Source organism: Phascolarctobacterium succinatutens (assembly GCF_023497905.1).
Lineage (GTDB): Bacteria > Bacillota > Negativicutes > Acidaminococcales > Acidaminococcaceae > Phascolarctobacterium_A > Phascolarctobacterium_A succinatutens.
This window is the reverse complement of sequence record NZ_CP097284.1, coordinates 1808933-1834487: the sequence shown is the minus strand read 5'-3', so window position 1 is coordinate 1834487 and position 25555 is coordinate 1808933. Positions and strand designations below refer to the sequence as shown.

General features: G+C 45.6%; 39 protein-coding genes. 37 read left to right on the top strand and 2 right to left on the bottom strand.

The features are described 5' to 3' along the window. Positions 1 to 3: 3 nt before the first annotated feature. From rplP to M5E81_RS08655, 24 genes are all read left to right on the top strand, one after another. Entirely contained in the window at positions 4 to 456 is a 453-nt protein-coding gene (gene rplP / locus M5E81_RS08770; RefSeq protein WP_021719364.1) for a 50S ribosomal protein L16, read from the top strand. Continuing rightward, entirely contained in the window at positions 456 to 650 is a 195-nt protein-coding gene (gene rpmC / locus M5E81_RS08765; protein WP_009145393.1) for a 50S ribosomal protein L29, read from the top strand. Before rplP ends, rpmC begins: the two co-directional genes overlap by 1 nt. A gap of 32 nt (positions 651 to 682) precedes the next feature. Further along, entirely contained in the window at positions 683 to 943 is a 261-nt protein-coding gene (gene rpsQ / locus M5E81_RS08760) for a 30S ribosomal protein S17 (protein ID WP_021719365.1), read from the top strand. A gap of 38 nt (positions 944 to 981) precedes the next feature. After that, positions 982 to 1350: a 50S ribosomal protein L14 gene (gene rplN, locus M5E81_RS08755; RefSeq protein ID WP_009145395.1), complete on the top strand. Its 369-nt coding sequence runs from the start codon at positions 982 to 984 to the stop codon at positions 1348 to 1350. A 37-nt stretch (positions 1351 to 1387) separates the two neighbouring features. Continuing rightward, positions 1388 to 1717, top strand: coding sequence for a 50S ribosomal protein L24 (gene rplX / locus M5E81_RS08750; RefSeq protein WP_009145396.1), 330 nt, complete (start codon positions 1388 to 1390; stop codon positions 1715 to 1717). 27 nt (positions 1718 to 1744) lie between these two features. After that, a complete protein-coding gene (gene rplE, locus M5E81_RS08745; RefSeq protein ID WP_009145397.1) occupies positions 1745 to 2290 on the top strand; it encodes a 50S ribosomal protein L5 in 546 nt (181 codons plus the stop codon). A 16-nt stretch (positions 2291 to 2306) separates the two neighbouring features. Further along, the gene (locus M5E81_RS08740; RefSeq protein ID WP_009145398.1) at positions 2307 to 2492 is read left to right on the top strand and encodes a type Z 30S ribosomal protein S14; all 186 of its coding nucleotides are present in this window, start codon (positions 2307 to 2309) and stop codon (positions 2490 to 2492) included. 31 nt (positions 2493 to 2523) lie between these two features. Next, the gene (rpsH, locus tag M5E81_RS08735; RefSeq protein ID WP_009145399.1) at positions 2524 to 2922 is read left to right on the top strand and encodes a 30S ribosomal protein S8; all 399 of its coding nucleotides are present in this window, start codon (positions 2524 to 2526) and stop codon (positions 2920 to 2922) included. A gap of 27 nt (positions 2923 to 2949) precedes the next feature. Then, complete coding sequence (rplF, locus tag M5E81_RS08730) at positions 2950 to 3498, top strand: 50S ribosomal protein L6 (RefSeq protein WP_040565066.1); 549 nt, start codon at positions 2950 to 2952, stop codon at positions 3496 to 3498. A gap of 25 nt (positions 3499 to 3523) precedes the next feature. Beyond that, a complete protein-coding gene (rplR, locus tag M5E81_RS08725) occupies positions 3524 to 3886 on the top strand; it encodes a 50S ribosomal protein L18 (RefSeq protein ID WP_021719367.1) in 363 nt (120 codons plus the stop codon). Positions 3887 to 3903: 17 nt separating this feature from the next. Further along, positions 3904 to 4404 carry a 30S ribosomal protein S5 gene (gene rpsE / locus M5E81_RS08720; protein ID WP_009145402.1) on the top strand — a complete coding sequence of 167 codons (501 nt, stop codon included), beginning with the start codon at positions 3904 to 3906 and terminating at the stop codon, positions 4402 to 4404. Between the two features lie 13 nt (positions 4405 to 4417). Next, positions 4418 to 4597, top strand: coding sequence for a 50S ribosomal protein L30 (rpmD, locus tag M5E81_RS08715; RefSeq protein WP_009145403.1), 180 nt, complete (start codon positions 4418 to 4420; stop codon positions 4595 to 4597). A 20-nt stretch (positions 4598 to 4617) separates the two neighbouring features. Then, positions 4618 to 5058, top strand: coding sequence for a 50S ribosomal protein L15 (gene rplO, locus M5E81_RS08710; protein ID WP_009145404.1), 441 nt, complete (start codon positions 4618 to 4620; stop codon positions 5056 to 5058). Between the two features lies 1 nt (position 5059). After that, positions 5060 to 6316 carry a preprotein translocase subunit SecY gene (secY, locus tag M5E81_RS08705; protein ID WP_009145405.1) on the top strand — a complete coding sequence of 419 codons (1257 nt, stop codon included), beginning with the start codon at positions 5060 to 5062 and terminating at the stop codon, positions 6314 to 6316. Between the two features lie 12 nt (positions 6317 to 6328). Beyond that, a complete protein-coding gene (locus tag M5E81_RS08700) occupies positions 6329 to 6979 on the top strand; it encodes an adenylate kinase (protein ID WP_009145406.1) in 651 nt (216 codons plus the stop codon). A 12-nt stretch (positions 6980 to 6991) separates the two neighbouring features. Further along, positions 6992 to 7210, top strand: coding sequence for a translation initiation factor IF-1 (gene infA / locus M5E81_RS08695; protein ID WP_009145407.1), 219 nt, complete (start codon positions 6992 to 6994; stop codon positions 7208 to 7210). 28 nt (positions 7211 to 7238) lie between these two features. Next, positions 7239 to 7352 carry a 50S ribosomal protein L36 gene (gene rpmJ / locus M5E81_RS08690; RefSeq protein WP_004092858.1) on the top strand — a complete coding sequence of 38 codons (114 nt, stop codon included), beginning with the start codon at positions 7239 to 7241 and terminating at the stop codon, positions 7350 to 7352. A 17-nt stretch (positions 7353 to 7369) separates the two neighbouring features. Further along, positions 7370 to 7738, top strand: coding sequence for a 30S ribosomal protein S13 (gene rpsM, locus M5E81_RS08685; protein ID WP_009145408.1), 369 nt, complete (start codon positions 7370 to 7372; stop codon positions 7736 to 7738). A 22-nt stretch (positions 7739 to 7760) separates the two neighbouring features. Then, complete coding sequence (gene rpsK / locus M5E81_RS08680) at positions 7761 to 8153, top strand: 30S ribosomal protein S11 (RefSeq protein ID WP_009145409.1); 393 nt, start codon at positions 7761 to 7763, stop codon at positions 8151 to 8153. A gap of 16 nt (positions 8154 to 8169) precedes the next feature. Further along, positions 8170 to 8763, top strand: a complete 594-nt coding sequence (gene rpsD, locus M5E81_RS08675) for a 30S ribosomal protein S4 (protein WP_009145410.1) — start codon at positions 8170 to 8172, stop codon at positions 8761 to 8763. A gap of 71 nt (positions 8764 to 8834) precedes the next feature. Then, a complete protein-coding gene (locus tag M5E81_RS08670) occupies positions 8835 to 9800 on the top strand; it encodes a DNA-directed RNA polymerase subunit alpha (RefSeq protein WP_009145411.1) in 966 nt (321 codons plus the stop codon). Positions 9801 to 9819: 19 nt separating this feature from the next. After that, a complete protein-coding gene (rplQ, locus tag M5E81_RS08665; RefSeq protein ID WP_009145412.1) occupies positions 9820 to 10158 on the top strand; it encodes a 50S ribosomal protein L17 in 339 nt (112 codons plus the stop codon). A 165-nt stretch (positions 10159 to 10323) separates the two neighbouring features. Beyond that, positions 10324 to 11232: a fumarylacetoacetate hydrolase family protein gene (locus M5E81_RS08660; RefSeq protein ID WP_249747299.1), complete on the top strand. Its 909-nt coding sequence runs from the start codon at positions 10324 to 10326 to the stop codon at positions 11230 to 11232. A 102-nt stretch (positions 11233 to 11334) separates the two neighbouring features. Next, complete coding sequence (locus M5E81_RS08655) at positions 11335 to 11727, top strand: YegP family protein (RefSeq protein ID WP_249747298.1); 393 nt, start codon at positions 11335 to 11337, stop codon at positions 11725 to 11727. A 114-nt stretch (positions 11728 to 11841) separates the two neighbouring features. Here the strand turns inward: M5E81_RS08655 and M5E81_RS08650 are convergent, their stop codons facing one another. Continuing rightward, positions 11842 to 12933 carry a metallophosphoesterase gene (locus M5E81_RS08650; RefSeq protein ID WP_009145415.1) on the bottom strand — a complete coding sequence of 364 codons (1092 nt, stop codon included), beginning with the start codon at positions 12931 to 12933 and terminating at the stop codon, positions 11842 to 11844. 114 nt (positions 12934 to 13047) lie between these two features. Then, positions 13048 to 13854, bottom strand: coding sequence for an HAD-IIA family hydrolase (locus tag M5E81_RS08645; protein WP_009145416.1), 807 nt, complete (start codon positions 13852 to 13854; stop codon positions 13048 to 13050). Between the two features lie 290 nt (positions 13855 to 14144). On the opposite strand from M5E81_RS08645, the gene M5E81_RS08640 reads away from it, so the two are divergent. From M5E81_RS08640 to M5E81_RS08580, 13 genes are all read left to right on the top strand, one after another. Further along, positions 14145 to 14630 carry a CarD family transcriptional regulator gene (locus M5E81_RS08640; RefSeq protein ID WP_009145417.1) on the top strand — a complete coding sequence of 162 codons (486 nt, stop codon included), beginning with the start codon at positions 14145 to 14147 and terminating at the stop codon, positions 14628 to 14630. A 407-nt stretch (positions 14631 to 15037) separates the two neighbouring features. Then, complete coding sequence (locus tag M5E81_RS08635) at positions 15038 to 15970, top strand: PIN/TRAM domain-containing protein (protein WP_244944641.1); 933 nt, start codon at positions 15038 to 15040, stop codon at positions 15968 to 15970. Between the two features lie 10 nt (positions 15971 to 15980). After that, positions 15981 to 16703 carry a 2-C-methyl-D-erythritol 4-phosphate cytidylyltransferase gene (gene ispD, locus M5E81_RS08630; RefSeq protein WP_009145419.1) on the top strand — a complete coding sequence of 241 codons (723 nt, stop codon included), beginning with the start codon at positions 15981 to 15983 and terminating at the stop codon, positions 16701 to 16703. Further along, positions 16693 to 17193, top strand: a complete 501-nt coding sequence (gene ispF / locus M5E81_RS08625; RefSeq protein WP_009145420.1) for a 2-C-methyl-D-erythritol 2,4-cyclodiphosphate synthase — start codon at positions 16693 to 16695, stop codon at positions 17191 to 17193. Before ispD ends, ispF begins: the two co-directional genes overlap by 11 nt. A gap of 133 nt (positions 17194 to 17326) precedes the next feature. Beyond that, entirely contained in the window at positions 17327 to 18802 is a 1476-nt protein-coding gene (gene gltX / locus M5E81_RS08620; RefSeq protein WP_009145421.1) for a glutamate--tRNA ligase, read from the top strand. A gap of 96 nt (positions 18803 to 18898) precedes the next feature. Then, positions 18899 to 20347, top strand: coding sequence for a cysteine--tRNA ligase (cysS, locus tag M5E81_RS08615; protein ID WP_365688232.1), 1449 nt, complete (start codon positions 18899 to 18901; stop codon positions 20345 to 20347). Beyond that, the gene (locus tag M5E81_RS08610; RefSeq protein WP_210684851.1) at positions 20347 to 20814 is read left to right on the top strand and encodes a Mini-ribonuclease 3; all 468 of its coding nucleotides are present in this window, start codon (positions 20347 to 20349) and stop codon (positions 20812 to 20814) included. The genes cysS and M5E81_RS08610 overlap by 1 nt, the downstream gene beginning before the upstream one ends. A gap of 42 nt (positions 20815 to 20856) precedes the next feature. After that, a complete protein-coding gene (gene thyX, locus M5E81_RS08605) occupies positions 20857 to 21558 on the top strand; it encodes an FAD-dependent thymidylate synthase (protein WP_040565068.1) in 702 nt (233 codons plus the stop codon). A gap of 9 nt (positions 21559 to 21567) precedes the next feature. Further along, on the top strand, positions 21568 to 22314 hold the full coding sequence (gene rlmB / locus M5E81_RS08600) for a 23S rRNA (guanosine(2251)-2'-O)-methyltransferase RlmB (protein ID WP_009145426.1): 747 nt from the start codon (positions 21568 to 21570) through the stop codon (positions 22312 to 22314). 12 nt (positions 22315 to 22326) lie between these two features. Continuing rightward, positions 22327 to 22845, top strand: coding sequence for an NYN domain-containing protein (locus M5E81_RS08595; protein ID WP_249747297.1), 519 nt, complete (start codon positions 22327 to 22329; stop codon positions 22843 to 22845). Between the two features lie 108 nt (positions 22846 to 22953). Then, positions 22954 to 23691: an RNA polymerase sporulation sigma factor SigH gene (sigH, locus tag M5E81_RS08590; protein WP_009145428.1), complete on the top strand. Its 738-nt coding sequence runs from the start codon at positions 22954 to 22956 to the stop codon at positions 23689 to 23691. A 163-nt stretch (positions 23692 to 23854) separates the two neighbouring features. Continuing rightward, positions 23855 to 24319, top strand: a complete 465-nt coding sequence (gene brxF / locus M5E81_RS08585) for a BREX-3 system P-loop-containing protein BrxF (protein WP_040565069.1) — start codon at positions 23855 to 23857, stop codon at positions 24317 to 24319. 23 nt (positions 24320 to 24342) lie between these two features. Next, positions 24343 to 25437: a 6-phosphofructokinase gene (locus M5E81_RS08580; protein ID WP_009145430.1), complete on the top strand. Its 1095-nt coding sequence runs from the start codon at positions 24343 to 24345 to the stop codon at positions 25435 to 25437. The last annotated feature ends 118 nt before the right edge of the window (positions 25438 to 25555 follow it).

Here is a 25555-nt window from a genome sequence, read left to right as displayed (position 1 = left end):
GACATGTTATTACCGAAGAGAGTTAAACATCGTAAACAACATAGAGGTCGTATGACTGGCCGTGCTATGCGCGGTAATAGAATCGCTCATGGCGATTTCGGTCTGGTAGCATTGGAGCCCGCTTGGATTACCAACCGCCAGATTGAGGCAGCCCGTATCGCAATGACACGTTATATCAAACGTGGCGGTCAAGTTTGGATTCAAATTTTCCCGGATAAACCGATTACTGCAAAACCTGCTGAAACTCGTATGGGTTCTGGTAAAGGTTCTCCGGAGTACTGGGTAGCAGTAGTTAAACCTGGTCGCGTTCTGTTCGAAATGAACGGTGTTAGCGAAGAAGTTGCTAAAGAAGCAATGCGTCTTGCTAGCCACAAATTGCCTATCAAATGCAAATTTGTAACTCGCGCTCAACAGGAAGCTGAAGCTGCCGCACAAGAAAAGGGTGGTGAAGCTTAATGAAAACAACAGAAATTCGTGAATTGTCTGCTGCTGAGTTAGACACCAAGTTGGCAGATTTGAAAGAGGAACTCTTCAATCTGCGTTTTCAAATGGCAACCGGTCAATGTGAAAATCCGATGAAAATTCGTGACGTTAAGAAATCCATTGCCCGTATCAAAACAATCCAGCGTGAACGTGAGCTCAAGGCTTAACTGTTTTGAAGTATAACAAGGAGGAAACAGTCGTGACCGAAGAAAGAAACGCACGTGTTACCCGTATTGGTAAAGTTGTCAGCGATAAAATGCAGAAAACTGTCGTAGTTGCAGTAGAACGTTTCGTTCAGCATCCGCTGTACAAAAAAGGCGTACAACATACTATTAAATTTAAAGCTCATGATGAAAATAACGAAGCACATGTTGGCGACGTAGTTGAAATTATGCAAACTCGTCCGCTGTCTAAAGATAAATGCTGGCGCGTTATTGAAATCTTAGAGCGTGCTAAATAATTTTGCCGAAGAGTTAGTCCGGCAAGGGAGGGAAATCCATGATACAACAACAAACTATCCTTAATGTTGGTGACAACACTGGCGCTAAGAAGGTTATGTGTATCCGTGTATTAGGCGGTTCTTACCGTAAATATGCTAATATCGGTGACGTTATCGTATGTGCTGTTAAAGATGCATCACCCGGTGGCGTTGTAAAAAAAGGCGACGTAGTTAAAGCAGTTGTTGTTCGTTCCGTTAAAGGTGTTCGCCGTGCAGACGGTTCCTACATCCGTTTTGATGAGAACGCAGCAGTTGTAATTAAAGACGACAAGAGCCCGCGCGGCACTCGTATTTTTGGGCCTGTTGCCCGCGAACTTCGCGAAAAAGACTTCATGAAAATCATTTCTCTGGCACCGGAAGTGCTGTAAGAAATTAGATAACGCACTGTAAGGAGGTGTTCTTGACATGGCAAATGCTGTAAAGCTGCATGTTAAAAAAGGCGATACCGTTCTTGTACTGTCCGGTAAGGATAAAGGCAAGCAAGGTAAGATCGTTGAAGCTCTGCCTAAGAAAGCCAAAGTGGTTGTTGAAGGCGTGAATAAAGTAAAACGTCATACCAAACCGTCTCAGGCAAATCCTCAAGGCGGCATCATTACTAAAGAAGCTCCGCTCGCTTCTTCCAAAGTAATGCTGGTATGCCCGGTTTGCAAACAAGCTACCCGTATTAAAAAGACCGAAGTTGCCGGTGCTTTCGTAAGAACCTGCAAAAAATGCGGTGAAGTAATCGATAAATAATTTTCCGGGAAAGGAGGAAATAACTGAATGGCAAAGACCAGATTGCAAGAAAAATATTTGTCTGAAGTAGCTAAGGCTATGCATGACAAATTCCAATATAAAAACGTAATGGAAATCCCTAAAATTGAGAAAGTTGTAATCAACATGGGTGTTGGCGAGGCTGTAGGCAACAGCAAAGCTCTGGAAAGCGCAGTTGCTGATATGACTCAGATCGCAGGTCAGAAACCTGTTATCACCAAAGCTAAGAAATCCATCGCAGCTTTCAAAGTACGTCAAGGTATGCCTCTGGGTGCTAAAGTAACCCTGCGTGGCGACCGTATGTACTATTTCCTTGATAAACTGATGAATCTCGCTCTTCCGCGCGTACGTGACTTCCGTGGCGTAAATGCTTCCGCATTTGACGGCCGTGGCAACTACGCACTGGGTCTGAAAGAACAATTGATTTTCCCGGAAATCGAATATGATAAGATCGATAAAGTTCGTGGCATGGATATCATCATTGTGACTACCGCTAAGACAGACGAGGAAGCTAGAGAGCTGCTCAAACTCCTCGGAATGCCGTTCGGCGCATAAGTGAGGAGGGAACACATTGGCTAAAAAAGCCCTGATCGAAAAATGGAAAGGCGAACCGAAATTCGAAGTTCGTCATTATAACCGCTGCAAAGTTTGCGGCAGACCTCATGGCTATATGCGTAAATTTGGCCTCTGCCGTATCTGCTTCCGTGAATATGCTTATAAAGGAGCTATTCCGGGCGTAACCAAAGCAAGCTGGTAAGACAGACAACAAGGAAGGAGGGTATTTAAGTATGGTAATGACTGACCCGATTGCTGATATGCTTACCCGTATTCGTAACGCAAATTCAGTTCATCATGATAAAGTTGAAATCCCCGGCAGCAAGATTAAGCTGGCTATTGCTGAAATCCTGAAAGCCGAAGGTTTCATTAAAGATTTCGAAGTTATTGCTGACAGCAAACAAAATGTTATCCGCGTCAGCCTGAAATACGGTGCTAATAAAGAGAAGGTTATCTCCGGTATTAAACGTATTTCCAAACCTGGTCTGAGAGTTTACTCTCAAAAAGACCAACTGCCTAGAGTCCTCGGAGGTCTGGGTATTGCATTAATTTCTACTTCCCAAGGCTTGATGACCGACAAAGCTGCTCGTAAAGCAGGCTTGGGCGGCGAAGTTCTTGCATACGTATGGTAATACTAAAAAGATAGGAGGTGCTCGTACGTGTCTAGAATTGGTAAGATGCCAATTACTGTTCCCGCTGGTGTAACAGTTACTATTGAAGATAATCACGTGACCGTTAAAGGTCCTAAAGGCGAATTAGCTCGCCAAATCAATAAAAACATGAAGCTGACCATGGACAATGGTGTAATCACCGTTGAACGTCCGGACGATGAAAAAGAAAACCGTTCTCTGCATGGTCTGTCCCGCACCCTGATCAACAACATGATCATCGGTGTAACCCAAGGCTTCAGCAAAACTCTGGAAATTAATGGTGTTGGTTACCGTGCTGCTAAGCAAGGCCAAAACATTAACTTTACTCTGGGTTTCTCTCACCCGGTTGTAAAAGAGCCGCCTGCAGGTATTACTTTTGAAGTTCCCGCTCCGAACAAGATCGTTGTTAGCGGTGCTGATAAAGAAGTTGTAGGTGCAGTTGCTGCAGATATCCGTACTTTGCGTCCGCCTGAACCTTACAAAGGTAAAGGTATCCGTTACGAAGGCGAACATGTTCGTCGTAAGATTGGTAAAGCCGGCGCTAAAGGCAAGAAATAATTTCTAAAAGAAGGGAGTGAAACTCTTGCTTAACAGAGTTGATAAAAACGAGAAACGTCAAAAACGTCATCTCCGTTCTCGTAGATATATTATCGGTACTGCTGAAAAACCTCGTCTGAACGTATACCGTTCCCTGTCCAACATTTATGCACAGGTTATTAACGATGAGACCGGCGAAACTATCGCTGCTGCCAGCACCGTTGAAAAAGATCTGAAAGAAAACTACGGCGGCAACATTGAGGCTGCTAAAGCTGTAGGCAAAGCAATCGCTGAAAAAGCGCTGGCTAAGGGTGTAAAAGAAGTTGTATTCGATCGTGGTGGCTATCTGTACCACGGACGTGTAGCTGCCCTGGCTGAAGCTGCTCGCGAAGCTGGCCTGGTATTCTAAGAGAAGGAGGAAATAAAGTGGCGAACTTCGAAAATAAAGAAAACGAATTACAAGAAAAAGTCGTTTTCATCAACCGTGTTGCTAAGGTTGTTAAAGGCGGACGTCGTTTCTCCTTCGCTGCACTTGTTGTTGTAGGTGATGAAAATGGTCATGTAGGCATGGGCCTGGGTAAAGCTGCAGAGGTTCCTGAAGCTATTCGTAAAGGCGTTGAAGACGCTAAGAAAAACCTGGTTACTGTACCGCTGGTTGGTACTACCATTCCTCATGAAAACATCGGTGTATTCGGCGCAGGCCGCGTATTCCTGAAACCGGCTGCAGAAGGTACCGGCGTTATCGCTGGCGGCCCTGTACGTGCCGTACTGGAACTGGCTGGCGTTCGTGATATTCTTACTAAATCTCAAGGCTCTTCCAACCCGAACAACATGGTTCGTGCAACCATTGAAGGTCTGAAATCCTTGAAGAGTGCTGAAGCTGTTGCAGCTCTGCGTGGTAAAACCGTAGAAGAATTGTTGGGCTAAGGAGGACTTTGTCATGGCACAAATTAAAATCACCCTGACCCGCAGCCTGATCGGTTACCCCAAAGATCAGCGTGCAACCGTTAAAGCTCTGGGCTTAGGTAAAATCAATACTAGCGTTGTTAAAGAAGATACTCCGACTATTCGCGGCATGATTCACAAGGTTGAACATCTCGTGAAGGTTGAAGAAGCGTAAGACAAGGAGGTGTACTGAAGATGAATTTACATGAATTGTCTCCCGCTCCGGGATCTAAACGTGTAGCAGTTCGCGTAGGTCGTGGCCTGGGCAGTGGCTTGGGCAAGACTTCCGGCAAAGGCCAGAAAGGTCAGAAATCCCGTTCCGGCGGTGTTAAGCGCCCTGGATTTGAAGGTGGTCAAAGACCTCTGTACCTGCGTCTTCCTAAACGCGGTTTCTACAATAAATTTGGTAAAGATTATGTTGAAATCAACGTTTCCGTACTCAATCGTTTTGAGGACGGCACCGTTGTTGAACCCGTAATGCTCATTGAAGAAGGTGTTGTTAAGAACATTCGCGACGGCATCCGTATTCTTGGCAATGGCGAATTAACCAAAAAGCTTACTGTACAAGCTATGGGCTTCAGCAAATCCGCTGAAGAGAAAATCGTTGCAGCTGGCGGTAAGATTGAGGTGATCTAAAGTGTTAGCAGCCCTTGCAAACATATTTAGAATAACAGAACTCAGGCAAAAAGTTTTATTTACTCTCGCCATGTTCATCGTATTCAGGGCTGGAACACATATACCTGTTCCTGGCGTAAACGCTTCTGTCATTGAACAGCTTTTCCGCAGCGGTAATCTCTTCGGACTGCTTGATATGTTCAGTGGCGGCGCCTTGAGCAAATTCTCTATTTTTGCTATGAGTATTACCCCATATATCAATGCTTCAATTATTTTACAGTTATTGAAGGTAGTTGTACCGACCTTGGAACAATGGTCCAAGGAAGGTGAGGAAGGCTTCAAGAAAACGACAAAGCTTACACGTATGCTGACGGTGGCTTTGGCGTTTGTCCAAGCCTGCGGTATGGCCTACGGCCTGAAGATGGCGATTAATAACCCCGGGATTTTCTCAATCCTGCTTATTGCTATCACACTTACTGCAGGAACTGTTTTCCTTATGTGGATAGGCGAGCAGATTACAGCTCGCGGCGTCGGCAATGGTATTTCCCTGATAATCTTTGCCGGTATCGTATCCAGACTGCCGGATGGACTTAAGGTAATTTTCCAATATCTGCAGGCTGGCACGGTAAGCTTATTGAACGTTATTTTGTTCGCGGCTATAGCCCTGGCGATGGTAGTTTTCGTAATTATCATTTCTGAGGGTATTCGCAAAATCCCCGTTCAGTATGCTAAGCGTGTAGTAGGCAAAAAGGCTTATGGCGGTCATACAAGCTATATCCCTCTGAAGGTCAACCAGGCAGGCGTTATTCCGATCATCTTCGCTTCTTCGGTGCTGATGTTCCCGGTAACAATTGCTCAGTTCGTTGATGTTCCCTGGGTTAAAGCAATGGGTAAGCTCTTTCAGTGGGGCAGCCCGCTGCAGACCACATTATATGTTCTGATGATTTTGTTCTTCACTTACTTCTATACAGCAGTAAGCCTGAACATCGGAGATCTTTCCGATAATATTAAAAAGAACGGTGGCTTTATTCCCGGTTTAAGACCCGGTAATCCTACTACAGAATATCTTGACAAGGTGATGTCCAGAATAACTTTGGCCGGTGCGATTTTCCTCTCATTAATTGCGCTGATGCCTCATGTTATCGGATGGGTAACCCGCATTGAAGGTGTGTACTTCGGCGGTACCGCTTTGTTGATCGTTGTTGGTGTTGCATTACAAACTATGAAGCAAATAGAGTCCATGGTTCTGATGCGTCATTATCATGGCTTTATGAAATAGGAGGAGTTCAGAATGTACATTCTTTTAATGGGACCTCCGGGTGCTGGTAAAGGCACTCAAGCAGAAAAACTCATTGATGAATTTAAAATCCCTCATATCTCCACAGGAGACATGTTCCGTGCAGCAGTAAGCGCAGGCACCGAACTTGGTAAAGAGGCAAAAAAATATATGGACGCTGGCGGACTTGTCCCCGACGTCGTAACCATCGGCATTGTTCGTGAAGGCTTGTCCAAACCCGAATGTGCAAATGGTTTCATCTTAGATGGCTTCCCGAGAACTGAGGAGCAAGCAGTTGCTCTCGACGGAATCCTCAAAGACCTGGGCATTAAATTGACCGGTGTTGTTAATATCTCTGTTCCTGACTCCGAGCTGGTTGCGCGTGTAGTTGGCCGCCGTATCTGCAAAGCTTGCGGTGCTACCTATCATGTAAGCTTTAACCCCAGCAAGGTAGAAAATGTTTGCGACAAATGCGGTGGTAACCTTTATCAACGTAACGACGATAAAGAAGAAACCGTTGTAAATCGTCTGCATGCATATCATGAACAAACAGAACCGTTAATTGAGTACTACAAAAAACAAGGCCTGTACAAAGAAATCGATGGCTTGCAGCCTATCGATAAAGTATATGCCGACGTTAAAGTTAGTCTCGGATGTAGCAAATAAGGAGGTACAACAGTGTCCAAACAGGATGTTATTGAGGTTGAAGGTACAATCTTAGAAGCACTTCCCAATGCTATGTTCCAAGTTCAACTGGTTAACGGCCATACAATTTTAGCACATATATCCGGTAAGATTCGTATGAACTTCATCAAGATTTTGCCTGGTGATAAGGTTACCGTGGAGCTTACTCCGTACGACCTCAATCGTGGAAGAATTACTTATCGGTATAAATAATCCAACAGGCAAAGAGGAGGTTTAAATTATGAAAGTAAGACCGTCTGTTAAGCCAATATGTGAAAAATGCAAAGTCATTAAACGTAAAGGCCATGTAATGGTAATTTGCGAAAACCCGAAACATAAACAAAAACAAGGATAAGAAGGAGGTGCACATTAATGGCACGTATTTCTGGTGTCGATTTACCGAGAGATAAACGTATTGAGTATGCTCTGCCGTACATCTACGGCATCGGCCTGACTCTCTCTCGTGAAATTTTAGCTAAAACCGGTATTAACCCGGACACTCGCGTTCGCGACCTGACTGAAGAAGAAGTTGCTAAGATCCGTGAAACTCTGGATCAGGACTATAAAGTTGAAGGTGACCTCCGCCGTGAGGAATCCCTGAACATTAAACGTCTGATTGAAATTGGCAGCTATCGTGGCAGAAGACATCGTATGGGTCTGCCTGTTCGTGGTCAAAACACTAAAAACAATGCCCGCACCCGTAAAGGTCCGAAACGTACTATTGCAGGCAAGAAGAAATAATTAGCGAGGGAGGGATAAACCAGTGGCTGGCAAGAAAGTTGTTCGCAACAAGAAAAAAGTTAGCAAAAACGTAATCAACGGTGTAGCACATATCCGCTCCACCTTCAATAATACTATCGTTACCATCGCTGATACCGAAGGTAATGTTCTGAGCTGGGCCTCCGCAGGCGGCCTCGGTTTCCGTGGCAGCCGTAAGAGCACTCCGTTTGCTGCACAAATGGCTGCTGAAGAAGCAACCAAAGCTGCTATGGAGCATGGCTTGAAACAAGTAGAAGTATATGTAAAAGGTCCTGGCGCTGGCCGTGAAGCAGCAATCCGTGCACTTCAGGCTGCAGGTCTGGAAGTTAACTCTATTAAAGACGTTACTCCGATCCCGCATAACGGCTGCCGTCCGCCGAAACGTAGAAGAGTATAATTGGGGGTGTAAATAGATGGCAATTGATAGAACTCCTGTCCTGAAAAGATGCAGATCTTTGGGCTTAGCTCCCGCATTCATGGGCATTAGCAAGGAATCTAAACGCCAAGTTCGCCGCCAAAACAGAAAAAAGAGCGAATATGGCATTCAGTTAACTGAAAAACAAAAAGCTAAATTTATCTATGGCGTACTGGAAAAACAATTCCGTGGCTACTATGATAAAGCTAAAAAGATGGAAGGTATCACCGGTGAAAACCTGCTGATCCTCCTCGAAAGAAGAATCGACAACGTAGTTTTCCGCCTCGGCTTGGCTAACACCCGCCGTCAGGCTCGCCAAATCGTAAGACATGGCCACATTGCTGTTAACGGCAAACGTCTGGACATTCCTTCCGCATTGGTAAGAGTTGGCGATGTTGTAACCGTTATGGAAAACAGCCGTGCTAAAGAATACTTCAAAGGCATGGACGAAACTCTGGCTACCAAAGCAGTTCCGGCTTGGCTGGTACTGGACGCTGCTAACGTTAGCGGTAAGGTAGACCGTTTCCCGACTCGTGAGGAAATTGATGTTCCTATTGAAGAGCACTTCATCGTAGAGTTGTACTCCAAATAATTAGTGAATATCTTGTGCCACCCACTTATGAGACGTATTGTGGTAATACGCGATAGAAGGAGGCTTTCCGAATGATTGAAATTGAAAAACCTAAGATGGTTACATCTGATGTCAGCGAAGATGGTCGTTATGGCAAATTCGTTTGGGAGCCGCTCGAGAGAGGCTACGGCATCACGCTGGGCAACAGCCTGCGTCGTGTGCTGCTGTCCTCCCTGCCGGGTGCTGCAGTAACCTACGTCAAGATTGACGGTGTTCTGCATGAGTTTGCTACCATTCCTGGTGTTCGTGAGGATGTTGCTGATATCATCCTGAACATTAAGGCTTTGTGCCTTAAAATGGAAGGTGAAGGGGAAAAGATTCTGCGTATCGAATGTTCCGGTGAACAGGAAGTTACTGCTGCAAATATCATTGCTGATAGCGATGTTGAAATCCTGAACCCTGAGCTGCATATTGCGACTTTAGATAAAGACGCAGTTTTCAATATGGAAATCCATATTGATAAAGGCCGTGGCTATGTACCTGCGGACAAAAATAAACAGCCTGATCAGCCTATCGGCGTTATTCCGGTAGACTCCATTTACTCTCCGATTACCAGAGTAAAATTTGCTGTTAACGATACCCGCGTAGGTAATGTTACCAACTATGACAAGCTTACTTTGGAAGTTTGGACAGATGGCAGCATAAAGCCTGATGAAGCTGTTGATATGGCTTCCACCATCCTGATTGACTATCTCAAGCTTTTCCAGACCAGTGATGGCAAAGGTTCTGTGATCACTGTAGCTGGCGGTTCTGAGCCTGAAGCTCCCGAACCGAGCAAGCAAGAGGGTCAAAACACAATGTCTATCGACGATTTGGATTTGTCCGTCCGCAGCAATAACTGCCTGAGACGTGCAGGTATCAATACTGTCGAAGAATTGATCCAGAAAACAGAAGCTGATATGATTAAAGTTCGTAACTTGGGTAGTAAATCTCTGGAAGAGATTAAAAAGAAACTTGAGGATATGGGCTTGCATTTTCGCAAAAACGATGAAGAATAATTAAGGGGGTCAGAAGTACATGGCATACAGAAAACTGGGTCGTAACTCCAGCAACCGTAAGGCTCTGTTTCGCAGCATTTTAACTTCCTTCTTCAAATATGGTAAGATCGAAACCACCGTTACCAAAGCTAAAGAAGTTGCTAAGCATTCCGCTCAACTGATTACTTTGGCAAAACGTAATGACCTGCATGCTCGTCGTCAGGTTATGGCAGTTCTGGTTGACGAAACCATTACCAAAAAACTGTTTGAAGAAATTGCTCCGAAATATGAAGGCAGACAAGGCGGCTTTACTCGCATTTACAGAGTAGGTCCTCGCCGTGGCGATGCAGCTGAAATGGCTATCATCGAACTCATCTAATTTAGAGCTGTAAAAAGCAGGAACTTCGGTTCCTGCTTTTTTGCGTTCTGGGGATTGTATGTGTATAATAATATTATGCTAATCCTATTTCCGGATATATGATCCGAAAATACTATGGCTTTAGCATGATACAAACTATCAATATTCCAAGAGGAGAAAGATATAATGCGTTTTTATACAGTAGAGATAGCGGGACGTGAGGAAATTCTTGTTGGCTTTCGTGAGAATGAAGCCGTTTACAGACTGAATTTATTGGCAAGACTTGTGCCTGAGCTGGCAGTTGCGGATATGAATGAATTAATATGCCGTTATACGCCTGAGGTTAAGGAAAAGCTGGAGCACTTGGCTGATAATGAGGACGTTCTGCAGGGCGCTGCAGTCAAGCTTCCGGAAGTAAAGCTGCTGGCACCGATTGTTCATCCGCGTCAGGATGTAGTCTGCCTTGGTATTAACTATGATGCACATGCTCAGGAAGCAGGACGCTTTTCCAGTGAAGCTTTCGGCGGTGAACGCCCCTACACAATTTATTTTTCCAAGCGTGTGAACAGAGCAACGGCAAGCGGTGAAAGTGTTCCGCGTTATGAAGGATTGGTAGACAGCCTTGATTACGAAGCAGAGCTGGGAGTAATCCTGGGACGCGATGCCAAGGGTGTCAGCAAAGAAAACGCCAGAGATTATATTTTTGGTTATACAATTATTAATGATATCAGTGCACGTAATCTGCAGACGCGTCATAAGCAATGGTATCTGGGAAAAAGTCTTGACGGCTTTACGCCTATGGGACCGTGTATTGTTACGGCAGATGAAATTGGCGATGAGCAGGCACTTGATATCAGCTGTACGGTTAACGGAGAGCTGCGCCAGAGCAGTAATACCCGTTATATGATTCAGACTGTCTCTGGTGCAATTGCAGAGCTGTCAGAGGGCATGAAATTAGCTGCAGGTACAATTATTGCTACCGGTACTCCGGCCGGCGTCGGCATGGGGATGAAACCGCCGACATTCTTACAGCACGGTGATAAAATTGTCTGCTCTATTGAAAAAATCGGTTCATTGAAGAATGTTATCGATTAAAAATTGCTAAATTGTGTAGTTTAAATAAAAATACTTGTGTTTTTAGTGCTGATGGCATAAAATAAACATATAGACCATACTAAATTTAAAGGAGGCTACAAAATGGGTAAATTCGTAATTTCTCAGGCAAAAAATGGCGTTAAATTTAATTTAAAAGCTGCAAATGGTGAAGTCATTGCCAGCTCCCAGGTTTATAAGGATGAGAAGTACTGTCGAAAGGGTATTGCCAGTGTTATCAACAATGCTCCTGTTGCTCCGATAGAGGACCAGACGGTAGAAGGCTTTACCCCTTGTAAGCATCCGAAATTTGAAGTTTATAAAGACAAGGCCGGAGAATTCCGCTTCCGTTTGAAGGCAACCAACGGACAGATTATTGCTACCGGTGAAGGCTACAAGGCAATGGCAGGATGCAAACGCGGCATTGAGTCCATTAAGAAAAATGTTGTTGATGCCAAAATAATTGTTGAAGCACCTAAAGAAGCAAAAGCTGAATAATGTCAATCAAAAGGACCACTACGCTATAAACACGCAGTGGTCCTATTTTTTTGTAACACAACAGATTATATTAGTCTGCTGTGTATTTTTTTGGAAAGCTTTATCCGGCAGAAGTTATTTTCCCCGCAGCTCCAATACAACCATTTCCGGTGCTATCTCCGTGCGAACCGGAGGTCCCCAAAAGCCGTAGCCGTTATTGGTGATTGCGGTCAGATTGCCAAAGTTTGTACGGCCGTAATCCAGCTTGTACATTTTTTTCGTTACCAGACGGTTGGGAAAAAGCTGGCCTGTATGCGTATGGCCGGCCAGATAAAGATCATAACCCGCAGCAGCCGCAGCATCCATACGGCGAGGCTGATGATCGAGCAGAATACTGTAGTAGTCTTCATTTTGGGAGGAAAGGTTTATAAGCTGGTTGTTGGTACGGTTTTTGCTGTAATCATCTATACCGGTTATTTTGATTTTGTTGTCGATAATGGTATCGGTATTGCGCAGGATGTAGAAGCCCTTGTCTGTGAGCATTTGTTGCCAGCGCAATGGTTCGTCAAGATAATCATGGTTGCCGAAGGCCATGTAGACAGGCGCTTTGATTTGAGCCAGAGCAGAAAGCGTATCCTCCTCTTCTACATAAAAAATGCGCTCATCAAGCATATCGCCGCTGACTACAACAAAGTCCGGCTTTTGCTCGTTGATGCGTGCTGCCAGACGTTCTGCGTAGTCATGGCCGAGTATTCTTCCCATATGCAGGTCGGTGAGAAAGACAATTTTATAATGAGCATTCTGCGGCAGCTTTTCCGTTACCAGTGCTTCTGTGCGTACTGTCGGGTGAAAGGCGCGCCAGCTGCCCCAGGTAATGAAGCAGCAGATAAAGGCAAGGCCGATGATACTGATTTTTGCTGAAGGTAGCTGCCAACCGCCCAGCTTACTGAAAAGCAGGCAGAGAAGATGAATGATGGCCAACAGAAGTGTGTAGTAGCAAAAAGCAATCCAAAGTCCTTCTATCCACGCAGTGAGCTTGAGCAGAAAATGAGGCGTTCCCTGCGGCAGAATGACACTGATAGCTGTGCCGAGTGCCATCAGCAGATATATAAGCCCGAAGGTCAGTGTGCGGCCGAAGGGCAGATAATGGCGATAATACATATAACCGATGATACTCATGAGAGCATCAATCGTACCGACGAAAAGAAAAATGCGCATATTATTCATTAAGGCTCCTTTATATAATTCTTGCTTACATTATATATGTTAGAGTGTACTTTAAGTCAAGTGCTGCGCTAAAGAAAAAGGACTGCCGAGTGCGGCAGTCCGTGAGGTATAACATTATTTGTTCGGAATATCACCGACGCCGTTTAAGATGATAGACGGACGGTAGGAGAATTCCTTAATATTTTCCAACGTACTTACGCCGCTCAGAACAAGAGCTGTCATCAGACCGCTTTCCATACCGGCAACGATATCTGTATCCATACGGTCGCCGATCATAGCAGCATCCTCTGAATGAACATCCAGCAGACGCAAGCCTGTGCGCATCATCAAGGGGTTAGGTTTGCCGACAAAGTAAGCCTTTTTGCCGGTAGCAAGCTCAATAGGTGCGACCAGTGCACGGCAGGCGGGGATGATACCGAAATCAGAGGGGCCGGTAAGGTCGCTGTTTGTTGCAATCAGGCGTGCTCCTTGGTTAATCAGGCTTACTGCCTTGAGAATCATATTATAATTATAAGAATTTGTTTCGCCGACTACAACGTAATCGGGATTAACATCATTCATTGTGATGCCGGCATCATAAAGCGCATTGACAAGACCGGGGCCGCCGATAACGTAGGCACTGCAGCCGGGGGCCTGCGAATGGATAAATTTGGCAGTGGCGAGAGCACTGGTATAGAAATGACTTTCGTCAACCTCCAGTCCCAGACGTAAAAGCTTTTGCTGCAGTTCTTTGGGACTGCGTTCGCTGGCGTTAGTCAAAAATAAAAAGCTCTTTTTTTCTTCATAGAGCCAGTTTACGAATTCTCTTACTCCGGGCAATAGGTTATTTCCGTGGTAGATAACACCATCCATATCGCAGATAAAGCCTTCTTTTGCGCGAAGCTGTGTTAATAATAATTCATATTTTTCGTTGCTGTCCATAATTTTTACTTCCTTTACTGTTTTAGACACTTATATTATGCAAGAAAAAAATATCTTTTGCAAGAGCTTAACGGGGCAGCAGAAGCTGTAATTAGTTAACAGTTTGTAAAATATTATTCTTTTAAGTGTGGTTTTATCGCTAAATGTTAAAAGAATTCTGAAGATAGACCAACATCCTAGTTAAAGGTTGACATATTAGAAAGATAGTGGTAAAATAAAATACTTTTGACAATAAAGAAGGGGCGTGCTACAATGTATTTATCAGAATTATAATTTTAGGAGGGTTGAAGATGTTTGCGATGGGTGACAGAGTTGTATATCCACTTCATGGTGGAGCTATTATCAAGGATATAGAAGCACATATACAGGATGGCGAGACTGTGAAGTATTACATTTTACAAATGCTTTTTGACAATATGACAGTGTCGGTACCGGTAGAAAACGCCGAAAAATTAGGTTTACGTTATATTGGCGATGATGAAACTCTGGCAATAATTCAGAATACGCTGCATGAAGTACCGGATGTACAGACGGTGAAGGCGATTTCCTGGAATCGGCGCTTTCAGTTGTATATGCAGAAGATAAAAAGCGGCAGTGTTGCTGAGGTCGCAAGAATCTTTAAAATACTGACTATTTTAGAACGCAGAAAGAAAATTTCCGTAGGTGAGCGCAGATTGCTGCACAGTACGAAGCAGATTTTGCAAAGTGAAATAATGCTGATTAAGGATGTGGATGCAGAGAAAGCGGGCAACTGGTTAGAGCGTTGCTGTAATTAGGCAGAATATAAAGACCGTTTTAAGGCTGTTGAGTTAGAAACTGCTTTAAAACGGTTTTTTTTGCAAAATTTTTAGGCCTTTTTTTCATTAATGTCATATTTAAAAAAGTTATTTACTTGTTTTTTGCGGATTATAGCTGTATTATATAATTGATATAATAGTAGGATGAAATACTATGTATCAGAAATTCAGAGAAAGGAGAAATTGAAATGCTGAGAAAAATTATTAGCCTGAGCATATCGTTAATTATTATTGTAACCGGACTCATACTAACAAATTTATCTTTACCGTTTTTATCAAATTACTTGGGCTATGATTTACACGGCAATGGCTTAATGGGAATTACCTTTGCTACCATGATACTGACTTTACCAGGTCTTTTTATATCTTCCTGGCTTGGCCTAGTATTGGCACCGTTTATTACAAAATGGCTGTTCAATTACGCTGAACGTCTGACGGTTTCTCTCTCCGGCGTACCTACCAGTGATATTCTGGTAATGATTTTCGGTATCGGCATCGGTCTGATTTTAGCAAATCTGATAGGCAGTCCTTTTTCCAGACTGCCGGTTATCGGACCGTTTATTCCCATCGTACTAAGCCTTGTACTTTCGGTTGTCGGTGCTAAGCTGGCTTTGCGTAAGCATAATGATATTGTGGAGTTTTTTAACCGCATTCCTACGCGTAAGTCCGTAAAGCCTGTCGATGAAACAAAGAGCGTATTGGAGGGACCTTTGGGTGACCGTCTTTACAGCAGCAATAAATTGCTTGATACCAGCGTCATTATTGACGGACGTGTTATGGATATTATGGCTGCAGGCTTTTTGGACGGTCAGCTGGTGGTGCCGAATTTTGTGCTGGAGGAGCTGCAGAAGCTGGCGGATTCTTCGGATAATATGAAGCGTGCCAAAGGCCGTCGTGGTTTGGACCTGGTGCATGATTTGCAGATAAGCTACAAGAACCGTATTCTGGTCGTAGATAACGATTATGATGATTTGGAAGGCGTGGATGCTAAGCTTGTACGTTTGGCAAGACAGGCTAACGCTGACATTATTACCAATGATTATAACCTGAATAAGGTTGCAGGTATTCAGGGCGTTAAGGTGTTGAATATCAATGAGCTGGCGAACGCTATTAAAGCGGTAGTTGTTGCAGGCGAGGAAATGAACGTATTCCTGGTTAAGGAAGGCAAGGAGCAGGGACAGGCTGTTGCTTATCTTGATGACGGTACTATGATCGTTGTAGAAAACGGACGTCACTTCATCGGCCGCAGCGCAATTGTTGTTGTAACCAGCGTGCTGCAGACTTCTGCCGGAAGAATGATTTTCGCAAAAACAAAATAGGAGCTTTGAGATGGGCAAGGATGAACTTATTGTAATTGTTCCGGCTGCAGGCGCCGGTAAGCGTCTGGGGCTGGGGATTAATAAGGCCTTTGCTATGCTGAACGGTGCACCTCTTCTGGTGCACTGTCTGCATATGTTGGAGGCAACAGGTCTGGTTAAGCGTGCCGTTGTCGTGCTGGCGCCGCAGGAGGTTGTTGAAGGCCGTGAGCTTTTGGCAGGCTATCAGGAAGATTATTTCCGGACGCTGCCGTTTTGCGTAGTAGCCGGCGGGAAGGAGCGTCAGGACAGTGTTGCCAATGCGTTGGCCGCAGTAGAGGAAACAGATTGTTATATCGCTGTTCACGATGGTGCGCGTCCTTTTGCGGGACGCGCTGTTTTTGAACGCACATTGGCTGCCGCTAAGGTGCATGGCGCCGCAATTGCTGCCGTTCCGGTGAAAGATACCATCAAGGTTGTCGGCACCGACGGTATTGTAACTGCTACGCCTGAGCGCAGTACGCTGATGGCAGTGCAGACACCGCAGATTTTTACTGCGGAACTGCTGAAGCAGGCTTACGCACATTTGGCGGCACATCCCGCTGCTGTTACCGACGATGCTTCGGTAGTAGAGCTGATGGGCCATAAGGTAGCGACAGCGTTAGGACGCTACGAAAATATTAAAATTACTACGCCGGAGGATTTGCTTTTTGCAGAAAATCTGCTGGCGCAACAGGAGCAGGAAGATGGAAAATAAGATTGTAATGCCGCAATTTCGCATCGGCTGCGGCTATGATGTACATAAGCTGGGAGAAGAACGTAAATTAATTCTCTGCGGTGTTGAGGTGCCTTATGAAAAAGGCCTTTTGGGACACAGTGATGCAGATGTGGCGTTGCATGCGCTGATGGACGCGCTCTTGGGCGCGGCGGCCATGGGAGATATCGGCAAGCACTTCCCGGATACGGATGAACGCTTTAAGGGAGCTGACAGCATGCAGCTGACGCTGCATGTCAAAAAGCTCTTGCAGGAGGAAGGCTGGCAGGTTAATAACGTGGATGTAACCATTATTGCCCAACGCCCGAAGCTGGCAGGCTATATTGCCAAAATGCGTGCCAATGTTGCCAAGGTCTTGGATGTTGCTGAGTCCGTAGTAAATATTAAGGCAACAACAACAGAAAAGCTCGGTTTTACAGGCAGAGGTGAAGGTATTGCCGCTGAAGCTGTGGCGAGTATTGTCAAGATGTGATATAATAATTAGACTGATAAGTGTAATCTGTTTGGATATACCGGTGGAAGGAAATTTATTTTAGCCGGAGCCGGAGTGATTGTGCTTTTTTGGTAAATCTAATGTTAATAGATAAATTTGGAGGGATATATCAATGTGTAATGATGAAGTTAGAGTAAGATTTGCGCCGAGCCCGACCGGCCCGTTCCATATCGGTGGTGCGCGCAGTGCGCTGTTCAACTATCTGCTGGCCCGCAAAACCGGCGGTAAGCTGATTCTGCGTATCGAGGATACCGACCGTGAGCGTTCTACCCCGGAATCCGAGGAAAATATCAAGGCTGCTTTGAAGTGGCTGGGTATGGACTGGGATGAGGGCGTTGATGTTGGCGGCCCGAACGGACCGTATCATCAGATGGAACGTCTTGATATCTACAAAAAATATACTGACAAGCTGTTGGCTGAAGGCAAGGCTTACTATTGCTACTGCACCGATGAGGAGCTGGAGAAAGAACGCCAGAGCCTGATCAAAGAAGGCAAAATGCCGCGTTATATGGGCAAATGCCGTCATCTGACCGAAGAGCAGATTGCTCAGTTCAAAGCTGAAGGCCGCAAACCGACCGTTCGCTTCCGTGTTCCTGCCGACAAGCAGATTCTCGTTCGCGACATGGTTCGTGGCGATGTAGTTTTTGATTCCAATAATATCGGTGATTTCGTTATTGTTAAATCCGACGGTATTCCGACCTATAACTATGCTGTAGTTATCGATGATGCGCTGATGCACATTACTCATGTAATCCGCGCTGAAGAGCATCTGTCCAACACTCCGCGTCAATGCCTCGTTTATGATGCATTGGGCTTCAAACAACCGACCTTCGGTCACATTTCCCTGATTCTGGGCAAGGACCACACCAAAATGAGCAAGCGTCACGGCGCTACTAGTGTTGACCAATATCGTCAGCTGGGTTACCTGCCGGAAGCTATCAACAACTTCCTGGCACTTTTGGGTTGGGCTCCGAACAGTGAGCAGGAAATCTTCAGCATGGACGAGCTGATTCACGAATTCAGCATGGACCGTGTTGCCAAGAACCCTGCTGTTTTCGATATCGACAAGCTGAACTGGATTAACCAGCACTATATGCGTCAGCTGGATGCGGAAGCATTCTTTGAAGCTGCTAAACCGCACATGATTGCTGCAGGCTACATGACCGGCGAAGAAGAAGGCGAGAAGCTGGCTTGGCTGAAACGCGTTGTAGCAACCGCACAGGAGCACATTTCATATGCTGCCCAAATTCCTGAATGCGTAGAAATGTACTTCAATGATGAATTCGATTTTGAAAACGAGGAAGCAGAAGCAGTCCTGAAGGCTGAAACTGTGCCGACAGTTATCAATATGCTGCTGGAAGAGCTGCCGAAGGTAGAAAAACTGGACAATGATGCAGTTAAAGCTCTGTTCAAGCAGATTCAGAAAGCAACTAAGCTGAAGGGCAAGGATGTATTCATGCCGATTCGTGTCGCTCTGACCGGTAATCAGCATGGTCCTGAGCTGGCAGCAATGGTTCCGCTGCTGGGCGTTGAGCGTACTGCAAAACGTATTAAATCCAGCTTGGCAAAAACAGGCGTAAATCTTTGATTGATGACTGACGATAAGGCCTCATCTGCTTCGTAACGGCGTTGCTCGCATCCCAGGCCTTCTTGTCGCTCAGAGAATTTTTGCAAAGGAATAGTTATTATGAGCATTAAAGTATATAACACCTTAACCAAACAAAAAGAAGAATTCGTACCTATTCATCCGGGCAAAGCCAACATCTATGTTTGCGGTGTTACTCCGTACAACCATCCGCATGTTGGTAATGCGCGTCCGTTCGTAACCTGGGACGTTATCCGCCGCTTTCTGGAGCATGAAGGCTATGACGTAACCCATGTACAGAACTTTACCGATGTTGATGACAAGATTATCAACACTGCCAATAAAGAGGGCGTACAATGGTATGATATCTGCAACCGCTATATTGACTCCTACTTTGAAGTAATGGATAAACTCAATGTGCGCCGTGCGCATGTTTATCCGCGTGTATCCGAGCATATCGATGATATCATCAAAACCGTTCAATGCCTGATTGACAATGGCTATGGCTATGTTGTTGACGGCGATGTTTTCTACAGTGTAGAAAAATTTAAATACTATGGACAGCTTTCCGGCCGTAATATTGAGGATATGATGGCTGGTGCACGTGTAGACGTTGATGACCGCAAGCATAATCCGATGGATTTTGCGCTGTGGAAATCCGCTAAACCGGGCGAGCCTGCTTGGGAGAGCCCTTGGGGTCCCGGTCGTCCCGGCTGGCATATTGAATGCTCTACCATGAGCATGAAGTATCTGGGCGAAACCTTTGACTTCCATGGCGGCGGCAGCGATTTGATTTTCCCACATCATGAAAACGAGATTGCTCAATCCGAAGGCTGCACCGGCATTCATCCTTTCGTACATTACTGGCTGCACAACGGCTTTATTACCGTTAACGAAGAAAAAATGTCCAAATCTCTGGGCAACTTCTTCATGGTTATCGATATTTTAGAGCATTACGATCCGGAAACTCTGCGTTTCTTCATCGTTTCCACGCATTATCGCAGCCCGCTGGACTTCAGCGATGCACGTCTTACCGAAGCACAAAAGAGCCTTGCACGTCTGCGTCAGGCACAGGAAACTTTGGGTGAGCTGAGCGAAATGCTGAGCGCCGGCCCGACTGCCGAAAGCTTGGCACTGCGCGAGAAGGTTAAAGAGCTGCGTGAAGCATTTATGGAAGCTATGCGCGATGACTTCAATACTGCGCTGGCTATCAGCCATATGTTTGCTCTGGCTAAGGAAATCAACATTTACCATAAGGCAGTTGTTGATGCCGGCATTAAACCGGACGGCAAGCTGGTTGCTATGTTTAACGATGTCTTTGCAGAAACCTGCTCTATCATCGGTGTTCTGGAAAAAACTGCTGCTCCGGCTGCAGAAGAGGCAGGCGACAGCAAGGAAGCCGAGTTGGTGGAAATGCTTATCGCTATGCGTCAGGATGCACGTAAAAACAAAAATTACGCACTGGCAGATGAGCTGCGCAATAAGCTGAATGAAATCGGCATTGTGCTGCAGGATACTCCGCAAGGCGTAAAGTGGTCTAAGCAATAATGAAATTTGAACAATACAAAATGCTAAAGGAGCATGCCCTGGCAGCCTGTGCGGCTGCCGGTGCTCCTTTTCCTGCAACTAAGGAAATAAATCCGATTCTGCTGGCGTATATCGGCGACGTAGTTTTTTCTATGTATGTCCGTCTGCGCCTTTTGCCGACTTCCAAGCATGTAAGAATTGTACATGACATCGGTTCCAAGATGGTTTCTGCAGTGTGCCAATGTCAGGCAATGCAGCAGCTGGAGGCAGGCCTGAGCGAGGAGGAAAGCGTTATTTTCCGCCGCGGCCGTAATGCTAAGTCGATGGTGCCGAAAAGCGCCTCAGTGCATGAATACCGTATGGCAACAGCTTTTGAAGCACTTTTGGGCTGGTTGTTCCTTGAAGAACGCGAGGAGCGCCTGCAAGAGGTTATGGATCTTTCCTTTGATATTATCAGCAAATATATGCAGGAAAATCACAAAAAATAATACCCCTCTATTTGTCCGTTGAAAAGAGAGGAGATGATAAATATGATGGTAAAATTAGTACGTCATACGCCGGAGCCGGAGCGTACTGTGGCTATGAGCGCGCGTCTGTGCTATTCACCGATTGGTGCCGCTCAGCTGGAAGAAAAAATCAGTGATGAGCAGGCAGCAAATCTGGTACGCAAACTGGTAAGCATGGGGCACTTGTCCACCTTGGAGCATGTTACCTTTACCTTTGCTATCGAAGGCGTATCCCGTGTTTTGACACATCAGCTGGTGCGTCACCGTATTGCTTCTTATTCCCAGCAATCTCAGCGCTATGTGAAGGAGCATGATTTTGAAACAATTGTGCCTGCTTCCATTGCTTCTAAGCCCGAGGCTAAGGCTAAATTCGACAAGCTGATGACTGAGATTCAGGCAATGTATGACGAGTTTATCGCGCTTGATATTCCGGCTGAGGATGCCCGTTATATTCTGCCTAACGCAACAGAAACGAAGATTGTCTGCACGTTTAATGCACGCTCCTTGCTGAACTTCTTCAGCCTGCGCTGCTGCACCCGTGCACAATGGGAAATCCGTGCGCTGGCTAATGAGATGCTGCGCCAATGTCAGGCTGTAGCACCGGTTATTTTTGAAAATGCAGGTCCGACCTGTGTATCTGAGGGCGTTTGTCACGAGGGCGCTATGTCCTGCGGACGTCTGCAGGCAATTTTGGCGGCAAAAGCCAAGGCAGAGCAAAAGCAGTAAGGAGAAACTATGGCTGAGCAGAATAATGATTTAATAGCTGGACGTAATGCGGTTAGTGAAGCCTTGCGCAGTCAGCGTTCAATAAATAAAATACTTTTGCAGGAAGGCGCTCATGGCGGCAGTCTGGGCGAAATCATTGCTTTGGCAAAGCAAAAGGGTGTACCTGTAGAAACCGTAAAGGCCGAAAAGCTGGATAAGCTGGCTAAAGGTCTGCGTCATCAGGGTGTAGCTGCTTTAGCGGCACCGATTGCATTCCGTACTCTGGATGATGTTTTTGCCTGTGCGGCAGAAAAAAATGAAGAGCCGTTTATTTTGCTTTTGGATGAGCTGCAGGACCCGCAGAACGTGGGTGCTCTTATCCGCAGTGCCGATGCCGCAGGCGTGCATGGCGTGCTGATGCCGCGCCGCCGCAGCTGCCCGCTGAACGCTGTTGTTGCCAAGATTTCCGCAGGTGCGGTAGAATATGTACCCGTTGTGCAAATCGGCAATATCGCCCAGACTATCGAAGAGCTTAAGCAGCGCGGCTGCTGGGTTGTCGGGGCTGATATGGATGGCGTTGATTTTTATGCTGCCAATATGAGCGGTCCGATTGTACTGGTAATCGGCGCTGAAGGCAGAGGCTTAGGCCGACTTGTAAAACAAAAATGTGATGATGTTGTCAGCATTCCGATGAACGGCGGCGTTAATTCTTTGAACGCATCGGCTGCGGGTGCTGTCCTGATGTACGAGGTAGTACGTCAACGACATCAATTCTAAAGAGGTGAAGGCATGGGCGAATATCTGATAATTGATGGGTATAATGTAATTAACGCCTGGAAGGATTTTGCCCAGCTGCGTCAGGAAAACCTGGAGCATGCACGCGAGCTGCTGGTAGCGGGTGTGGCAGAATATGCTGCCTTTAAGGGCTATCGTGCTATCGTAGTTTTTGATGCTCAGGAGGTGGCAGGCGCTGCTGCTTCCGAAAAAATTCATGGCATTGACGTTGTATTTACCGATGAGGGAGAAACGGCAGATTCCTGGATTGAACGCAGAGCCTACGAGCTTAGACGTGTACAGGCAAAGGGTTTCGTTGTCACCAGTGACTACGCGGAGCAGATTAACATTTTGGGAGCAGGTGCATACCGCATTTCCTCCAGGGAATTCCGCGAGCAGTATTATAAGACAAAAAAGGAAATTGCCGAGCGTCTGCATGTCCCCAGACGAGCTTTAAACCGCAATGAGCTTGGTGGCAGAGTGAGCGGACATGTTCTGGCTCATCTGGAAAAATTGCGTCGGGAGAAAAGTTGACGGAAAACACCAGGCAGGATATAATAAAAACACTGATGCTTTTATTATGAAGATATTTGCGATAACTGTTTTGCAAGACAGTGGCAGATAGATGAACAGACGGAGGATATGCTATTGATGGCTACAGATACTGTAATGCAAAACGATCCCAATGACGCTTTTGCAAAAATGACTGATGAGGAAATCGTTTTAGAATCACAACAGCATGATAATGTTTTAGCGCAGGAATATCTGCTGCATAAATACAGAAACTTCGTCAGAGCCAAGGCTCGCAGCTATTTTTTAATAGGTGCCGAGCGAGAAGATATTATTCAGGAAGGCATGATCGGTCTTTATAAGGCTATCCGTGATTTCCGTGCCGATAAGCAGGCATCGTTCCGTGCGTTTGCCGAGCTGTGTGTAACAAGGCAGATTATTACGGCAATAAAGACTGCTACCAGACAGAAGCATATCCCTCTCAACTCCTATGTATCGCTTAACAAGCCTATTTATGAGGAGGACAGTGACCGCACGCTGCTGGATGTCATCAGCGGTGTGAAGGTTGCTAATCCGGAGGATATGATTATCAGCCGTGAGGAATTCAGCGATATTGAAAGCAAGATGAATGATATTCTCAGTGACCTGGAATGGAAGGTTCTGATGAGCTATCTTGATGGCAAATCCTATCAGGAAATTGCTGCTGAGCTGGGGCGTCATATCAAATCTATTGATAATGCGCTGCAGCGTGTAAAGCGTAAACTTGAAAAATATATCATCAGCAAAGGAGATATTACTGATCTGCGTACAGTTTACAGCGGACTGCTGGCTATTGATCCGTATGAGCGTTTCAAGAATAAAAATTCCTGAAAAAGCGGATAATTGATAAAACTGTAACAAAAATCTACATCATTTTGAAATTTTCAGAATGGTGTTTTTTTATTAAGAGGATTTTTGACAAGTATAGCGAATAGATATATTAACAAGTCAGTAAAGAAAAATTGACACTTCGGTGTTAGAGGAGGTTTTTCAAATGAATCAAGTTGAAGAATTAGTGAAGGTTGTAGCAGAGGCTCAGACCGACAAAGGAAATGTTGTTATTGTTACCGGTAAACCGGGCAGTGGCAAGAGCAAAGTTTTACGTGAAGCTGCAGAATCTCAAAAATGGACCTACGTTGACTGCCGCATGCTGATCAGTGAGGAATTCCTGGCAATTCCGGCTGCTGACAGAGGCTTGTATGCTCCTGATATGTTTGCAGATATTCTGGCAAGCTACAATGCAGATGTTATCATTCTTGACAGACTGCAGACCTTGTTTGTACCTGTATTCCACATCAATACCGACAGCCTGATGCGTAAACTGAGCAAAAAGTTTACTATCGTAACCGCATGGCCCGGATACATTGATAACGGTAACCTGTGCTATGACAAATTTGACGGTACCGAAGCTATCCGTATCAGCCCCGATGGCTTTAAGATCTGGAACGTAGAAGGTTAATAGTTAATAAGCGGAGGCTTGATATGGAGCAGAAAAAACGTCGCTTTGCTGTTTTGACCGGTGGAGGTGACTGCCCGGGATTAAATGCTGTAATCCGTGCGGTTGTAAAAACCTTCCTGCAGAACGATTGTGAGGTTTATGGCGTACTCAATGGCTTTAACGGCCTGATAAACGATAATCTTAAATTGATGGATTATGCTGCAGTATCGGGTATTTTACCGCGCGGCGGAACAATTTTAGGAACCACGAACCGTGATAATCCCTTCCATTTTGCTGTTGAAGAAAATGGTGAGCTTGTATATAAGGATATGCGCGAAAAGGTTATCGAAAACCTGCGTAAATACGATATAGAAGCCTTGGTTGTTATCGGCGGTGACGGTAGCCTGAATATTGGTGCCGAGCTGGCGCGTGAATGTGATATTAAGGTTGTTGGCGTACCTAAGACCATTGATAATGATTTGCCCTGCACAGAGCGGACATTCGGCTTTGATACTGCTATGGCTATGGCTACCGAAGCGCTTGACAGACTGCATACTACTGCCGAATCACATCACCGTGTTATGGTGTTGGAGGTTATGGGCCGTTATGCCGGCTGGATTGCTTTGCACAGTGGTATTGCCGGCGGTGCGGACGTTATTTTGCTACCGGAAATTCCTTACAAGCTGGAGCCGGTGATTGCTAAGATTCAGGCGCGAAAGGCTGCCGGAAAGAATTTTAGTATTGTTGTTGTTGCCGAAGGCGCACGCCCTGAGGGTGGCGAGATGTCAATCGCACGTATGGTTGAGGGCAGCTTTGAGCCGATCCGCCTTGGCGGTGCGGGCGAAAAGGTGGCGCAGGCCATTGAAGAGCAGACAGGCATCGAATCACGCTGTACCGTATTAGGTTATCTGCAGCGTGGCGGTTCGCCTACAGCGTTTGATCGTGTGCTGTCAACGCGTTACGGCGTGGCAGCAGCAGAGGCTTGCCTAAGACGTGAATATAATGTTATGGTTTCACTGTATCATGATCAGATTGTTACCGTCTTTATTCAAAAGGCAGCATCAAAACCGCGTCAGGTTCCTGTAGACAGCGAAATTATCCGTACAGGACGCCAGCTGGGATTGTGCTTTGGCGATTGATTTAAACTTGATTACTAGATTTAACCCCAGATTAAGATTATACACTTATATTACAGAGGGTGGTGCTTGCACCATCCTCTGTTTTTGTGTGCAGCTTTATGAACTGTGAAAAATTTAA

Bases quoted from the DNA above. Each gene is read 5' to 3' on its own strand.
- rplP (WP_021719364.1), top strand. From the start codon at position 4: ATGTTATTACCGAAGAGAGTTAAACATCGTAAACAACATAGAGGTCGT.
- rpmC (WP_009145393.1), top strand. From the start codon at position 456: ATGAAAACAACAGAAATTCGTGAATTGTCTGCTGCTGAGTTAGACACC.
- rplN (WP_009145395.1), top strand. From the start codon at position 982: ATGATACAACAACAAACTATCCTTAATGTTGGTGACAACACTGGCGCT.
- rplX (WP_009145396.1), top strand. From the start codon at position 1,388: ATGGCAAATGCTGTAAAGCTGCATGTTAAAAAAGGCGATACCGTTCTT.
- rplE (WP_009145397.1), top strand. From the start codon at position 1,745: ATGGCAAAGACCAGATTGCAAGAAAAATATTTGTCTGAAGTAGCTAAG.
- rpsH (WP_009145399.1), top strand. From the start codon at position 2,524: ATGGTAATGACTGACCCGATTGCTGATATGCTTACCCGTATTCGTAAC.
- rpmD (WP_009145403.1), top strand. From the start codon at position 4,418: ATGGCACAAATTAAAATCACCCTGACCCGCAGCCTGATCGGTTACCCC.
- rplO (WP_009145404.1), top strand. From the start codon at position 4,618: ATGAATTTACATGAATTGTCTCCCGCTCCGGGATCTAAACGTGTAGCA.
- M5E81_RS08700 (WP_009145406.1), top strand. From the start codon at position 6,329: ATGTACATTCTTTTAATGGGACCTCCGGGTGCTGGTAAAGGCACTCAA.
- rpmJ (WP_004092858.1), top strand. From the start codon at position 7,239: ATGAAAGTAAGACCGTCTGTTAAGCCAATATGTGAAAAATGCAAAGTC.
- rpsM (WP_009145408.1), top strand. From the start codon at position 7,370: ATGGCACGTATTTCTGGTGTCGATTTACCGAGAGATAAACGTATTGAG.
- rpsD (WP_009145410.1), top strand. From the start codon at position 8,170: ATGGCAATTGATAGAACTCCTGTCCTGAAAAGATGCAGATCTTTGGGC.
- M5E81_RS08670 (WP_009145411.1), top strand. From the start codon at position 8,835: ATGATTGAAATTGAAAAACCTAAGATGGTTACATCTGATGTCAGCGAA.
- rplQ (WP_009145412.1), top strand. From the start codon at position 9,820: ATGGCATACAGAAAACTGGGTCGTAACTCCAGCAACCGTAAGGCTCTG.
- M5E81_RS08660 (WP_249747299.1), top strand. From the start codon at position 10,324: ATGCGTTTTTATACAGTAGAGATAGCGGGACGTGAGGAAATTCTTGTT.
- M5E81_RS08655 (WP_249747298.1), top strand. From the start codon at position 11,335: ATGGGTAAATTCGTAATTTCTCAGGCAAAAAATGGCGTTAAATTTAAT.
- M5E81_RS08650 (WP_009145415.1), bottom strand. From the start codon at position 12,933: ATGAATAATATGCGCATTTTTCTTTTCGTCGGTACGATTGATGCTCTC.
- M5E81_RS08645 (WP_009145416.1), bottom strand. From the start codon at position 13,854: ATGGACAGCAACGAAAAATATGAATTATTATTAACACAGCTTCGCGCA.
- M5E81_RS08640 (WP_009145417.1), top strand. From the start codon at position 14,145: ATGTTTGCGATGGGTGACAGAGTTGTATATCCACTTCATGGTGGAGCT.
- ispD (WP_009145419.1), top strand. From the start codon at position 15,981: ATGGGCAAGGATGAACTTATTGTAATTGTTCCGGCTGCAGGCGCCGGT.
- ispF (WP_009145420.1), top strand. From the start codon at position 16,693: ATGGAAAATAAGATTGTAATGCCGCAATTTCGCATCGGCTGCGGCTAT.
- gltX (WP_009145421.1), top strand. From the start codon at position 17,327: ATGTGTAATGATGAAGTTAGAGTAAGATTTGCGCCGAGCCCGACCGGC.
- M5E81_RS08610 (WP_210684851.1), top strand. From the start codon at position 20,347: ATGAAATTTGAACAATACAAAATGCTAAAGGAGCATGCCCTGGCAGCC.
- thyX (WP_040565068.1), top strand. From the start codon at position 20,857: ATGATGGTAAAATTAGTACGTCATACGCCGGAGCCGGAGCGTACTGTG.
- rlmB (WP_009145426.1), top strand. From the start codon at position 21,568: ATGGCTGAGCAGAATAATGATTTAATAGCTGGACGTAATGCGGTTAGT.
- M5E81_RS08595 (WP_249747297.1), top strand. From the start codon at position 22,327: ATGGGCGAATATCTGATAATTGATGGGTATAATGTAATTAACGCCTGG.
- sigH (WP_009145428.1), top strand. From the start codon at position 22,954: ATGCTATTGATGGCTACAGATACTGTAATGCAAAACGATCCCAATGAC.
- brxF (WP_040565069.1), top strand. From the start codon at position 23,855: ATGAATCAAGTTGAAGAATTAGTGAAGGTTGTAGCAGAGGCTCAGACC.
- M5E81_RS08580 (WP_009145430.1), top strand. From the start codon at position 24,343: ATGGAGCAGAAAAAACGTCGCTTTGCTGTTTTGACCGGTGGAGGTGAC.